Origin of the sequence: Streptomyces sp. AP-93, from assembly GCF_022808175.1 — a bacterium.
In the GTDB taxonomy this organism is placed as follows: domain Bacteria; phylum Actinomycetota; class Actinomycetes; order Streptomycetales; family Streptomycetaceae; genus Streptomyces.
In genome coordinates this window covers 102,156-115,781 of sequence record NZ_JALGBX010000029.1, presented here as the reverse complement: position 1 = coordinate 115,781, position 13,626 = coordinate 102,156, and the positions used below count along the sequence as shown (strand labels likewise).

Sequence of the window (13,626 nt, the reverse complement as noted above, 5' to 3'; positions counted from 1 at the left end):
CCTCAGGTCGCGCGCGAGGCCGCCCGGATCCGGTTGAACTCGGCCACGTGCCGCTTGTGTTCCTCGTACGTCGCCGAGAAGCGGGTGTCCCCCTGCTTCACGGTGACGAAGAAGAGCCAGTCCCCGGGTGTCGGGGCCACCGCGGCCGCCATGGCCTGCAGGCCGGGGCTGTCGATCGGGGTGGGCGGCAGTCCCTGGCGCTCGTACGTGTTGAAGGGGCTGTCGATCTTCGTCTCGCTCAGCTTGGTGTCCACCGTGGAGCGGTTCAGCGCGTAGTTGATGGTGGAGTCCATCTGGAGCGGCATCGATTTCGCCAGCCGGTTGTGCACCACCCGGGCGACCTTGCCCATGTCCCCGCGGGTCTCGGCCTCCGCCTCGATGATGCTGGCGAGGGTGGCCGTCTGGTACGGGGTCATCCCGTGGGCCTTGCCGCCGTCCGCGACGGCCTTGGTGGCGAGGCTCTTGTTGGCCGTCTCGACCATGTACGTGAGCAGTGAGGCCGGGGTGGACTTCGAGGTCACCGGATAGGTGGCCGGGAAGAGGTAACCCTCCGGATTGCCCTTCGCCTCGGCGGGCAGGGGCAGGGCGGCCGTGGCGGCCGCGGCCTTGGCGGAGCCGGCCGGGAGCTTCAGTTCGCGGTCGATGGCGGCGTAGACCTGTGGGACCCGCCAGCCCTCGGGGATCAGCAACTGGCGCGGCTTCTCGGGCGGTTCCTCGCCGGGAAACAACGGGATCAGGAGGGCTGCCCCGAGCCCCAGGACGGTTCCGAGGAAGAGCGCCAGCCTGCCCCGGCGGGTGAGCCGGGAACGGCGCGGTGGCGGCGGCCGGTTCTCATGACGCATGCGGGCACGCTAACCCGCGAACCGCCGGATTCCCGACATCCCGCCCGTGTGCCGGTCATACGATCACACATTCACCGGGGTCTGCTCGGTGCCGCGCAGGGTGTCCGGCTTGAACGTCCCGGGCTTCAGCAGATCCGCCGTGCGCATCTCGGAACCGAGCGGCCCGGACAGGAGCCCCCCGGACGTCGGGGTCTCCGGCTTGAGCGCACTCTCCCGGTCACGCCGGACGAGGGCGGCGTACCGGCCGTCGGCCTTCAGCAGTTCCTCGTGGGTGCCGCGCTCCGCTATCCGGCCTCCGTCGAGCACCACGATCTGGTCGGCGTCGCGCACGGTGGAGAGGCGGTGGGCGATGGTGATGGTGGTGCGGCCCTGGGAGAGGTTGTCGATGGCGCGCTGCACGGCGTGCTCGGTGCGGGTGTCCAGCGCGCTGGTGGCCTCGTCGAGGATGAGCACCGGCGGGTCGCGCAGGATGGTGCGCGCGATGGCCAGGCGCTGCTTCTCTCCGCCGGAGAACCGGTAGCCGCGCTCGCCGACCAAGGTGTCGTACCCGTCGGGCAGGGACTCGATGTGATCGTGGATCTGGGCCGCGCGGGCCGCCTCCGCTACCTCCTCGTCGGTGGCGTCCGGCTTGGCGAAGCGCAGGTTGTCGGCGACGGAGGCGTGGAAGAGGTAGGTCTCCTGGGAGACCACGCCGATGGAGCGGGCCAGGGAGTCGAAGTCGAGGTCGCGCACGTCGACGCCGTCGAGGGCGACCCGGCCGCCGGTGACGTCGTAGAGCCGGGGCACGAGGTAGCTCAGCGTGCTCTTGCCGGATCCGGTCGGCCCGACCACCGCGAGGGAACCACCGGCCGGGACCGTGATGTCGATGCCCGTCAGGGTGGGGCCGCTCTTGCCGTCGTAGGCGAAGTGGACGTCCTCCAGGCGGACCTCGCCCTTGGCGCGGTCGAGGCGGACCGGGTCCTCGCGCTCGGTGATGTCCACCGGCAGGTCGAGGTACTCGAAGATGCGGGCGAAGAGCGCCAGGGAGGTCTGGATCTGGACGCCGGTCGACAACAGGCTCACGGCGGGCCGGAACAGCCCCTGCTGGAGGGTGACGAAGGCGACGAGGGTACCGACCGAGAGCGAGGGGGCTCCGGTCTGCAGGGCCATGCCGGCCGCCCAGTAGATGAGCGCGGGCATGGCGGCCATGACGATGCCGATGGTGGACATCCGCCAGCGCCCGGCCATGCTGGAGCGCACTTCGAGGTCGACGAGCTTCTCGGACTCCTCCGCGAAGGAGGTGGTGAGCGAATCGGCGCGGCCCATCGTGCGGCCGAGCAGGATGCCGCTGACGGACAGGGACTCGGTGACCGTCGCGGCCATCGCGGCCATCTGCTTCTGGCGCTGCGCGGTGATCTTCTTGCGCTCCCCGCCGACGCGGCGGCTGATCCACACGAAGACGGGCAGCAGGGCGAGCGAGACGAGCGTGAGCCGCCAGTCGAGCGCGAGCATGGCGACGACGGAGGCGATGACGGCCGTCGCGTTCGAGACGAGGGAGGTCGCCGTGGACGTGACCGTGGCCTGCATGCCACCGATGTCATTGGCGATGCGGGACTGCACCTCGCCCGTCCGCGTACGGGTGAAGAAGGCCAGCGGCATCCGCTGGAGCTGTGCGTAGACGGCGGTGCGCAGATCGTGCATGACGCGCTGGCCGACGGTGGTGGATATCAGGGTCTGGAGCACGCCGAAGATGCTGGTGACGACCGCGGTCGCGATCATGCCGAGGGCGAGCAGGCTGAGCAGCCCGGTACGGCCCTGCGGGATCGCGACGTCGAGGACCTCCTTCAGCAGGAAGGGGGTGGCGACCCCGACCAGCGAGGACGCGGCGACCAGCACGCCGACGACGGCGAGGCGGCCCCGGTAGGGCCGGAAGAGGCCGACGATGCGGCGCAGCTCGCGCGGCCGCTCGTCCGGGGCGGGACCGCTGGGGTCCAGGGATTCTTTCGAGGGTTCCCACTCGGGTTCTTTGGGGCGCATGGGCCTCCTTCATGACAGGTGACGAGACTCGAATGAGCATAGCTCATTGTTACCTATACTCACAATGAATCTGGTCCTGATATCGTTCCCATTATGAGGACCGCAGCATGAGCACCGCTCCCGAGACCGACACCACCGCCGCCGCCACCGCCGACACCACGGACAGCGTGCTCGCCGAGCAGCTGCTCCGCCTGACCCGGCGGCTCCACCGCATCCAGAAGCGCCATCTGGAGCCTCTCGGCATCACCCCGGCCCAGTCCCGGCTGCTGCGCACCGTCGCCCACCTCTCCACGGCGCGGCCGCCCCGGATGGCGGACCTCGCCGCCCGTCTGGAGGTGGTGCCCCGTGCCGTGACCACGCTGGTCGACGGCCTGGAGGGCGCCGACTGCGTCCGCCGCGTGCCCGACCCGGAGAACCGCCGTGTCATAAGGATCGAGCTCACCGACACCGGCCGCGCCACGCTGCGCCGCCTGCGCAACGCGCGAACCGGCGCCGCAGAGGAGATCCTGGCTCCATTGACCGCCGATCAGCGCGAGGTGCTCGGCGGTCTGCTGAACGCTCTGGCGGACGCTCCGGCGGAGCACGGCTGCTGACGGGCGACGGTCCGGCCGGGACAGGGCCGGGGCTGCGCCGAACGAGTGAGAACGACCGACACGGCGCGAGTTGAGGGGCTGCTGCAGATGCCACTGCTGGAACCGAAGCCGGGGGCCCTGCGCCCGCGCACCATCAGCGGCCCCGCCCCCGACCGGGTGCCGGACCGCGCCTCGACGGGCACCCCCGAGGTACTGCGCAGCGAGCTGGCCGAGCTGCTGGGCGCCGACAAGGTGCTCTCGGGCATCTCCGACCTGGTCCGCTACGCGTCCGACGCCTCCCCGTACCGCTTCATCCCGCAGGTCGTCGTGATCGCCGAGGACATCGACGACGTCTCCGCCGTCCTGTCCTACGCCCACGGCAAGCAGCGCGAGGTGGTCTTCCGGGCCGCTGGGACCTCGCTCAACGGCCAGGCCCAGGGCGAGGACATCCTCGTCGACGTCCGCCGCCACTGGGCCGGGGTCGAGGTGCTGGAAGACGGCCTGCGCGCCCGGATCCGGCCCGGCACCACCGTCGTGCGTGCCAACGCCGCGCTGGCCCGCCACCGCCGCGTCCTGGGCCCGGACCCGGCCAGCGCCATCGCCTGCACCCTCGGCGGAGTCGTCGCGAACAACGCCTCCGGCATGACGGCGGGCACCACGAGGAACTCGTACCGCACCCTGTCCTCCCTCACCTTCGTCCTGCCGAGCGGCACCGTCGTGGACACCGCCGACCCGCTCGCCGACGAGGAGCTTGAGCGGGCCGAGCCCGCCCTGTGCCACGGTCTGATGGAGATCAAGAAGGAGATCGAGGCCGATCCGGAGCTCGTCGCGCGCATCCGGGCCAAGTACGAGATCAAGAACACCACCGGCTACCGCCTCGACGCCTACCTCGACGGCGCCACCCCGGTGGAGATCCTGCGCGGGCTGATGGTCGGCTCCGAGGGCACGCTCGGCTTCATCGCCGAGGTCGTCTTCGACACCCTGCCGCTGGACCGCGAGCTCACCAGCGCCCTGCTCTTCTTCCCCTCGCTGCCCGCCGCGGCCGCCGCCGTACCGCTCTTCAACGAGGCGGGGGCGCTGGCCGTCGAGCTGATGGACGGCAACACCCTGCGCGCCTCGGTGAGCGTCGCGGGCGTCCCCGCCGACTGGGCCCGGCTGCCCAAGGACACCACCGCGCTGCTGGTGGAGTTCCGGGCCCCCGACGAGGCCGGCCGCGCGGAGTACGAGCGGCGCGCCGGCGAGGTGCTGGCCGGGCTGGACCTGGTGGCGCCGGTGGCTTCGGTGACCAATGCCTTCACCCGCGACGCCAAGACCATCTCCGGCTACTGGAAGGCCCGCAAGGCCTTCGTCACCGCCGTCGGCGGCGCCCGCGCGTCCGGCACCACCCTGATCACCGAGGACTTCGCGGTCCCCCCGTCCCGGCTGGCCGAGGCCTGCGAGGCCCTCCTCGAACTCCAGGCGGAGCACGGCTTCGACGCCGCCGTCGCCGGCCACGCCGCCCATGGCAACCTGCACTTCCTGCTCGCCTTCGACGCCGCCCGGCCCGCGGACGTGGAGCGGTACGCCGCGTTCATGGAGGCCTTCTGCCGGCTCACCGTGGAGCGCTTCGACGGCTCCCTGAAGGCCGAGCACTCCACCGGCCGCAACATGGCCCCCTTCCTGGAACTGGAGTGGGGGCCCCGGGCCACCGAGATGATGTGGCGCACCAAGCGCGTCATCGACCCCGACCTGGTTCTCGCCCCGCGGATCCTCCTGGACCGCGACCCGAAGGCGCACCTGCGCGGCCTCAAGACGATCCCGCAGGTGGAGGCCGTCGCCGATCCCTGCATCGAGTGCGGGTTCTGCGAACCGACCTGCCCCAGCGAGGACCTGACGACCACCCCGCGCCAGCGGATCGTGCTGCGCCGGGAGATGATGCGCCAGCAGCCCGGCTCCCCCGTGCTCGACGGTCTGCTCGACGCGTACGGGTACGACGCCGTGGACACCTGCGCCGGCGACTCCACCTGCAAACTCGCCTGCCCCGTCGGCATCGACACCGGCGCGCTGATGAAGGACTTCCGCCACCGCCGGCACAGCCCGCGCGAGGAGCGCGCGGCCGAGCTCGCCGCCCTGCGCTTCGGCGCGGTCGAAGTGGCCGCGCGGCTGGCCGTGGCCGCCGCCGACAAGATCACCGACGCCGTCGGAAACCGGATCCTGCAGGCCGTGACGGGGGCCGCGCGCAAGGCCGTACGGCCCGACCTGGTTCCGGAATGGCTGCCGCAGGTTCCCGGCGCCGCGGCCCGCAAGCTGCCCGCCACCCGGCGCGGGGGCGCGGCCGCGGTGTACTACCCGGCCTGCGTCAACCGGATCTTCGGCGGTCCGGGAGACCGGCCCGGTCCTTCCCTCCCCGAGGCCGTGGTGGCGGTGTCGGAGCGGGCCGGCAGGCCGGTGTGGATCCCCGGGGACGTCCGGGGCACCTGCTGCGCGACGATCTGGCACTCCAAGGGGTACGACGCCGGCAACCGCGTGATGGCCAACCGGATCGTGGAGGCCGCCTGGGGCTGGACGGCCGGCGGGCGGCTGCCGCTCGTGGTCGACGCGTCCTCCTGCACCCTGGGCATCGCGCACGAGGTGGTCCCGTACCTGACCGACGACAACCGCTCGCTCCACGCCGAGCTGCGGATCGTCGACTCCATCGTCTGGGCCGCCGAGGAGCTGCTGCCGCACCTGGAGGTCCGGCGCACGGTGGGCTCGGCGGTGCTCCACCCCACCTGTTCGATGCGGCACCTGGACGACGAGGCCCAGCTGCGGGCGGTGGCCGAGGCCTGCGCCGACGAGGTGGTGGTCCCGTACGACGCGGGGTGCTGCGCCTTCGCGGGCGACCGCGGCATGCTCCACCCGGAGCTGACGGAGTCGGCGACTGCGCGCGAGGCCGCCGAGGTGACGGCGCGGGAGTTCGACGCGCACCTGTCAGCGAACCGGATGTGCGAGGTGGGCATGGACCGGGCCACGGGCCGCAGCTACTACTCGGCGCTGCTGGAACTGGAGCGCGCGACCCGGCCTTAGCGGCGGGCGGAAACCGGCTCGGTCGCTCCGGTCAGACCACGGTCACCGGGTGGTGTACCGGCTGTCCAGTTGCCAGAACAGCCGGTTCCGCAGGCATTCCGTCAGGTAGGGAACGCCGTCGGTGTAGCCCGTACCGTGGGCGTCGCCGAGCATGCGTGCGGCGAGCCCGCGATGTGCCGACTTCCACCGCTGGTGCCCGCTCTCCAGACGGCTGATCGCCCTGTCGAGGCGGTTCCACCGCGCCCGGTCGACACGCCCCTCGTTCCGGAGGTCGAGGTAGGCCCGGGTGACGGTGTCGTGGCCGGGATCTTCCGCCTCGGCCCGTACGGCGGGCACGCTCGTGAACGCGGACGACCGCAGGCGCGGTACGGGCGGAACACCGCACAGGCTCTCGAACCGTTTGTACTGTTCGGACTGAATGGCGCTGGCACCCTGGGTGTGCTGCCGGAAGGCGGAGAACTGCTCCGCCCTCATCGTGGCCACGACGCGGAAGAGCGTTGCGGCCCGCTCGAACATCACGACCGCGTGGTCGAGCAGCTCCACGGCCCCTTCCGGATTCCCTGCGCGCAGCGCCTCGATCACCTTCTTCATCGCTGCCGCTATTGCGGTGAAATGCATTTCGTGGGTCTGGAGGACGCGGATGAAGAAGTATTCGTCATGAACGACGGAGACGGGCTGGACGGTGACGTCGAACCACCGGCCGCAATCCGTCGCCGGCGGCCGGGGCAGGCGGTCGGCAAGGCCTTCGAGGCGGGACCGGGAAGTGGGCGCCAGCCGCGACGGAAGGTCGTCGGCCTCCGACTGCCCGAGCCCCGACTGCCCGAGCCCCGTCGTCACGAGTCTCAAGGCGTGCCTCAACCGCGTGCTCAGCGTCGCCGCATCCGGCCGGTCCCGCCCGGGCCCCTCGGGCGACCCGGCCGCCGCCTCGATCTCGAAACGGACCACGTCGGCCATCAGCAGGGTCGGCATCCGGTCCGCGCTGAGCCCGGCGCGCTGGTCGGCCACGAGGAGCTCCAGGACCGGCAGCGCGAGGTAGGTGCGGTTCTGGAAACGCCTCTCGTGTTTGTCGAGGGCGCAGTCGAGAAAAGCGCTGAGGAACGGGCGGTTCGCCCCATGCCGTCGCCTGATGTCACTCAATCGCACAAGCGCTCGATCCGAAAGGAAATACTTCCCCGTCCGCCGCACGTGTTCCGTCACGGACCGGGCGAGGGAAATGCCGTCGGATTCCTCCGGTATTCGGTCGGCAGCTGCCCAGCGCTTGATCTCGCGCAGGGCCGACGCCCGCGATCCGCATGTGTCGCGAAGCGCGCATGGGCAGCCCTTGGCCATTTTTCGCGCGCATGCGACCGAATTGATCTCAGGGTTCGTCGCCATTCGGTCTCTCCCAAGCCGTCCTGCGGAGTGAAGGGTCGCTTTCCACTAGGCATGATCGAAAGACCGCACGTCATGTCTCGGGAATTCGTGCCTTGACAGCGGACACCGGGCGGGCCCGGTGCCCCCGGCAGGACGGCGTCGAGTTCCGGCTCGCCGGCCGGGTGAGCAGACCCTGCTGCGAAGAGCTGCGGCCAACGGAAAATCGATTGCCCCGGACCGGTCCGGAACGCGAACCTTGCACGGTTTGGAACACTCGACCAGTCATGGGGCGTCATGCAGATCAGCGATCTTCCGTATCCGGACCCAGGGGTACCCGACGCTCGCTCCGGCCCCCGGTTCCTCTGGTGGCTGGGCCGGGGCCAACTCGGCGGACAGGCCAAAAGCCTGTGCTGGGGGCTGCTCCACTTCGGCGGCGTCGCGGGCCTGCCGTACACCGTGGGCATGGGCATCGACGCGGTCGTGGACGGCGACGGCGACCGGCTGCTGTGGGTCGGCGGCCTGATCGCGCTGCTCGGCGTCGCGATCTCGCTCGGCGACGCGATGCTGCACCGCACGGCCGTCACCAACTGGATCACCGCCGCCGCGCGGGTCCAGCAGCTGCTCGCCCGCAAGACCGCCGAGCTGGGTTCCGCCCTGACCCGGCGGGTCGCGGCGGGTGAGGTGGTGGCCGTGTCCACGGGCGACGTGGAGAAGATCGGCTGGTTCGTCGAGGCGGTCTCCCGCTTTCTGGCCGCCGCCCTGACCCTGGTCATCGGCTGCGTCGTCCTGCTCTTCTACGCGCCCACGATCGGCGTGGTCGTGGCCATCGGCATGCCGGTGCTCGCCCTGGCCGTCCTGCCGCTGCTGCCGCGCGCCACCCGCCGCGCCGACGTCCAGCGGGAGAAGGCGGGCCGGGCCACGGAGCTGGCCTCCGACACCGTGGCGGGGCTGCGCGTCCTGCGCGGCATCGGCGGCGAGGAACTCTTCCTCGGCCGCTACCGCGAGGCCTCGCAGCAGGTCCGCGAAGCGGCGGTGCACAGTGCCCGGATGTGGGCCCTGATCTCCGCGATCCAGGTGCTGCTGCCGGGCGCGCTGCTGGTCACGGTGGTCTGGTACGGGGCCGCGCTCGTGCTGGACGGCCGGCTGGACGTCGGCGAACTCGTCGCCGCCTTCAGCGCGGTGGCGACCATGCTCTACCCGCTGCGGCACTTCGAGGAGATCGCGATGGCGTACTCCTTCTCGCGCCCCTCCGCCAAGCGGGCGGCGCGGGTGCTGTCGCTGACGCGGACCGACGCGCAGGAGGAGGGCGGCGCGAAGGCGGAGGGCGGCGCGAGGGCGGAGGGCGGTGCGAAGGCGGAGGGCGGTGCGGAACCGGTCGTCCGCGCGGAACCGGTCGTCGCCGCCGAGGTCGCGCGTACCCCGGCACCCGGCGCCGACCTGTACGACCCGGAGACCGGACTGCTGGTCCCGGCGGGCCGCTTCACCGCCGTGGTGTGCGGGGACCCCGACCTGGCGGGCCGGCTCGCGGAACGCCTGGGCGGGCACCCGATGGACGCTGCGGCCGGGCCCTCCGTCCTGCTGGGCGGGGTCGCGCTGGACGAGCTCGCGCTCGACACCGCGCGCACGCTGGTCCTCGTACAGGACAAGGATCCGGTCCTGCTGTCCGGGACGCTGCGCGCGCTGTTCGACGTACCGGCGTCCGGGGCGGTCGAAGCGCCGGCGGCGCTCGCGGCGGCCCAGTGCGCGGACGTGCTCGACGCCCTGCTGCAGTCCGCCCCGGACGGGGTGGACGACCCGATGGACGCCCGGATCACCGAGCGCGGCCGCTCGCTGTCCGGTGGGCAGCGCCAGCGGCTGGCGCTGGCGCGGTCCCTGGTGACCGATCCCGAGGTGCTGGTACTGGACGAGCCGACCTCCGCGGTCGACTCGCACACCGAGGCCCGGATCGCGGACGGGATCTCGGCCCTGCGCTCCGGTCGTACGACGGTGGTACTGGCTTCCTCGCCGCTGCTGCTGGACCGCGCCGACCGGGTCGTCCTGATCCACGAGGGCAAGGCGGCGGCGAGCGGCACGCACCGCGAGCTGCTGCACGGCGACCCGCGCTACCGGGCGGTCGTCACCCGCGAGACCGAGGAAGAACAGCGGACCGAGGAAGAACAGCGGCTCCCGCGGCTGGAATCCGTACTGACAGAGATCGAGGAATCCGCATGATCGGCGTGGCGCCGCCGGACTACGATCCGGCCGCCCCGGAAACGGCCGCGACCCTGCCCGTGGGCAGCTCCGCGACGGTACGGGGCTACGTGAGCGGCCTGTTCCGCCGCCACCGGCGGGCCTTCCTGATCCTGGTGGGGGTCAACACGGTCGCGGTGATCGCCTCCATGGTCGGCCCGTACCTGCTGGGCCAGGTCGTGGACCGGCTCTCGGAAGGGGCCCACGAACTCCATCTGGGCCGGGTGGGGCTGCTCTTCGCCCTGGCACTCGGCGTCCAGACCGTGTTCGTGCGGCTGGTCCGGCTGCGCGGGGCGATGCTCGGCGAGGAGATGCTGGCCGATCTGCGCGAGGACTTCCTCGTGCGGTCGGTGGGCCTGCCGCCGGGCGTACTGGAGCGCGCGGGAACCGGTGACCTGCTGTCGCGGATCACCACCGACATCGACCGGCTGGCCAACGCGATGCGCGAGGCCGTGCCGCAGCTGGCCATCGGCGTGGTCTGGGCGGGGCTGCTCTACGGGGCGCTCGCCGTGACCGCGCCGCCGCTCGCGCTGGCCGCCCTGGTGGCGCTGCCGGTGCTGGTGATCGGCTGCCGCTGGTACTTCAGGCGGGCGCCCCGGGCCTACCGTTCCGAGGCGGCCGGGTACGCGGCGGTCGCCGCCGTGCTCACCGAGACGGTGGACGCGGGCCGCACCATCGAGGCGCACCGCCTCGGCGGGCGGCGGATCGAGCTCTCGGAGCGGCGGATCAAGGAGTGGACCGCGTGGGAGCGGTACACGCTGTTCCTGCGGACGGTCCTCTTCCCCGTCGTCAACGTCACGTACGTGACGATCCTCGGCTCGGTGCTGATGATCGGCGGGTACTGCGTGATCCAGGGCTGGATGTCGGTGGGGCAGCTGACCACAGGGGCTCTGCTCGCGCAGATGATGGTCGATCCGATCGGCCTGATCCTGCGCTGGTACGACGAACTGCAGATCGCGCAGGTCTCGCTGGCCCGGCTGGTGGGCGTGCGGGAGATCGAGCCGGATGCGGGCGACGGGGGCGTCTCACCGGACGGCAGGGACGTCCGGGCGGACCAGGTGCACTTCGGGTACCGCGAGGGCGTCGACGTACTGCACCAGGTGTCGATGTCGGTGCCGCCGGGCACCCGGATGGCCCTGGTCGGGCCTTCGGGCGCCGGCAAGTCCACGCTGGGCCGGCTCCTGGCGGGCATCTACGCACCGCGGACCGGTGAGATCACCCTCGGCGGGGCGCGGCTGTCGCAGATGCCGGCGGAGCGGGTGCGCGAGCACGTGGCCCTGGTCAACCAGGAGCACCACGTTTTCGTGGGCTCCCTGCGGGACAACCTGAGGCTGGCGCGCACGGAGGCCGGTGACGCCGAGCTGTGGGCGGCGCTCGGCGCCGTCGACGCGCAGGACTGGGCGCGGGCCCTGGACGCCGGCCTGGACACCGAGGTCGGCTCGGGAGCCGCGGCGCTGACCCCGGCCCAGGCGCAGCAGATCGCGCTGGCCCGACTGGTGCTGGCCGATCCGCACACGCTCGTACTGGACGAGGCCACCTCGCTGCTGGACCCGCGCGCGGCCCGGCACTTGGAGCGCTCGCTGGCCCGGGTGCTGGACGGCCGCACGGTGATCGCGATCGCGCACCGGCTGCACACCGCGCACGACGCGGACGTGATCGCGGTGGTCGAGGCCGGCCGCATCACCGAGCTCGGCTCGCACGACGCCCTGGTCGAGGCCGACGGCGCGTACGCCGCCCTGTGGCGCTCCTGGCACGGCTGATCCGCGCCACCCCGCCTGCCCCGGTCCTTCTCTACGTGGTCCAGGGCAGGCGGACAGCCTCGATCTCCGGGTCGCGGAGCAGCGCTTCGACCAGGCCCTCGGGTCCGGAGACCTTGGTGGCCCAGAGGTCGTAGTCGGTGTACAGGACCCAGGAGCGGTCCTCGGCCCACAGGTTGGAGGGGCTGAAGCCCGCCTCCGGGTTGTCGTAGAGGGCGTGCGCGTCCCCGAGCCGGCCCGCACGGACGTGCAGTGCGTCGAAGTCGACGGCGGCCAGCATCAACGGGTTGTAGTACGCCAGGCATCGGGTGTCCGCGCCGTCGGGGGCGTGTGCGGTGAGCAGGTCGACCAACCGGTCCCACGTGAGTCGGTCGAGGCTGCCTTCCGTGGGCGGCCGGATGCCGACGGGCCAGCTGTCGTCCAGTTTCACGGACGGGAAGCAGTGCAGGGACGGGTAGCTCCCTTCCGGGACCAGGGGGTCCCCGCAGCGGGCGGACAGCTCGGCCCAGCGCAGGCGGCGGTACTGCGGCCCGGGGTGTTCCGCGCGTCCCAGTCCGCCGCCCGTGGCGACCCCCATTTCCAGGTCGATGCTGCCGTACCGGCTGGGTGTGACGGCGCCGGCGGCGATGGCCGCCTGCCGTGCCTCGTGGTGGGAGATGCCCAGGATCCCGCCGGTGTGCTCGTACATCGCGTTCAGCACCCAGGCCGCGTCCGGCCTGCGGGGCGGTGAGAAACCGAGGGTCCCGTCCCCGCAGAGCTCCGTCAGCCAGTCGGTCTCGGAGGAAGGCGCCAGGGGCCAGAGCTCATGGATTTCAGGCATCCCGCCAGGCTACGGGCAGGGCCGGGCCGGGCCCGCCGCGAAGGACCTCCGGAGAGGGGCGTCCGGACGGGACCGGTTCGACGGACCTCAGAAGAAGCCGAGGGCCGAGGCTCCGCCGACTCCGCCGAGGAGCATGAAGACGGGCATCAGGACCTTGAGCTCCACCCAGCTGCCGGCACGGAAGCGCATCATCTTCGGCGGGCCGATCGGGTACCAGCGCTTGCCCGCGATGGGCAGGGGCCACAGGATCGGGCAGCCGGACACGGTCAGGGCGTCGCCGATGTCGTGGACCAGGGCGCCCAGCACGATCGGGATGCCGAGCCACAGGTATTCCTGGCCGGGGGCGGTGAAGAGCCAGCCGGAGCCGTTGCCGGGCTGGTCGAGGACGCCGGCCAGTATCCAGGCGCTGGTCGCTCCGAGCAGCCAGACCAGGACGTCGCTGGACATCCGGGCGGCCCGCCACAGCAGGCCTTCGACGGCGAGGACCAGGTGGATGAAGAGGAGGGCGAGGACGCCCCACCGGTCCGCGGTGACGGCGATCGCGGAGGAGCCGGCGCCGATCAGGACGGCCCAGACCCAGGTGTGGGTCAGGGTGCGGTGGCCTCCGGTGCGGCGGGCGTCGCGCGGGGCCCGGGTGGCTTTGTAGACCCCGTAGGAGATCTTGTCGACCACCTCGCACAGGCCCCGGGAAAGCGGACCGAAGGCGCGGGAGATCGTCGCCGACTTGTGGTCCAGGTCGGGGGCGAGGGCGGCTCCGGCGCAGATGAGCGCGCCGACGACGAGGACGGGCCAGGGCATCGGGTGTCCCGAGGCGGCCGCCGCGGCACCCACCCCCAGCCAGGCCGCTGCCCCGGACAGTGAGTGCGCCGGACCCATCATGGTCGTTTCCCGCCCCGGTGGTGTGCTGGTCGGGCCCTGTTGACGGTGTCGTTCGGGCCGCATCGACGGCACAGGGTACCGCCGATGATCTTCCTTCTGTCCGCCGGTTCCCT

General features: G+C 72.0%; 9 protein-coding genes. 4 read left to right on the top strand and 5 right to left on the bottom strand.

The features are described from left to right. Positions 1-2: 2 nt before the first annotated feature. Together mltG and MTF69_RS35890 are read right to left on the bottom strand one after the other, a co-directional pair. Complete coding sequence (gene mltG / locus MTF69_RS35895; protein WP_243340569.1) at positions 3-842, bottom strand: endolytic transglycosylase MltG; 840 nt, start codon at positions 840-842, stop codon at positions 3-5. 63 nt (positions 843-905) lie between these two features. Further along, positions 906-2,858: an ABC transporter ATP-binding protein gene (locus MTF69_RS35890; protein WP_243340568.1), complete on the bottom strand. Its 1,953-nt coding sequence runs from the start codon at positions 2,856-2,858 to the stop codon at positions 906-908. Positions 2,859-2,965: 107 nt separating this feature from the next. Between MTF69_RS35890 and MTF69_RS35885 the strand changes: the two genes are divergently transcribed. Both MTF69_RS35885 and MTF69_RS35880 read left to right on the top strand, forming a co-directional pair. Continuing rightward, positions 2,966-3,451 (top strand): MarR family winged helix-turn-helix transcriptional regulator, encoded by a 486-nt coding sequence (locus MTF69_RS35885; protein WP_243340567.1) that lies wholly within the window; start codon positions 2,966-2,968, stop codon positions 3,449-3,451. An 87-nt stretch (positions 3,452-3,538) separates the two neighbouring features. Continuing rightward, entirely contained in the window at positions 3,539-6,475 is a 2,937-nt protein-coding gene (locus MTF69_RS35880) for an FAD-binding and (Fe-S)-binding domain-containing protein (protein WP_243340566.1), read from the top strand. Between the two features lie 42 nt (positions 6,476-6,517). Here MTF69_RS35880 and MTF69_RS35875 read toward each other — a convergent pair whose 3' ends face one another. Then, positions 6,518-7,849 carry a tryptophan 2,3-dioxygenase family protein gene (locus MTF69_RS35875; RefSeq protein WP_243340565.1) on the bottom strand — a complete coding sequence of 444 codons (1,332 nt, stop codon included), beginning with the start codon at positions 7,847-7,849 and terminating at the stop codon, positions 6,518-6,520. Between the two features lie 273 nt (positions 7,850-8,122). On the opposite strand from MTF69_RS35875, the gene MTF69_RS35870 reads away from it, so the two are divergent. Further along, complete coding sequence (locus MTF69_RS35870) at positions 8,123-10,039, top strand: ABC transporter ATP-binding protein (RefSeq protein ID WP_243340564.1); 1,917 nt, start codon at positions 8,123-8,125, stop codon at positions 10,037-10,039. After that, a complete protein-coding gene (locus tag MTF69_RS35865) occupies positions 10,036-11,817 on the top strand; it encodes an ABC transporter ATP-binding protein (protein WP_243340563.1) in 1,782 nt (593 codons plus the stop codon). Before MTF69_RS35870 ends, MTF69_RS35865 begins: the two co-directional genes overlap by 4 nt. A 31-nt stretch (positions 11,818-11,848) precedes the next feature. Here MTF69_RS35865 and MTF69_RS35860 read toward each other — a convergent pair whose 3' ends face one another. Continuing rightward, complete coding sequence (locus MTF69_RS35860; protein WP_243340562.1) at positions 11,849-12,634, bottom strand: hypothetical protein; 786 nt, start codon at positions 12,632-12,634, stop codon at positions 11,849-11,851. Positions 12,635-12,721: 87 nt separating this feature from the next. After that, positions 12,722-13,513, bottom strand: a complete 792-nt coding sequence (locus MTF69_RS35855) for a metal-dependent hydrolase (protein ID WP_243340561.1) — start codon at positions 13,511-13,513, stop codon at positions 12,722-12,724. Positions 13,514-13,626: the final 113 nt, after the last annotated feature.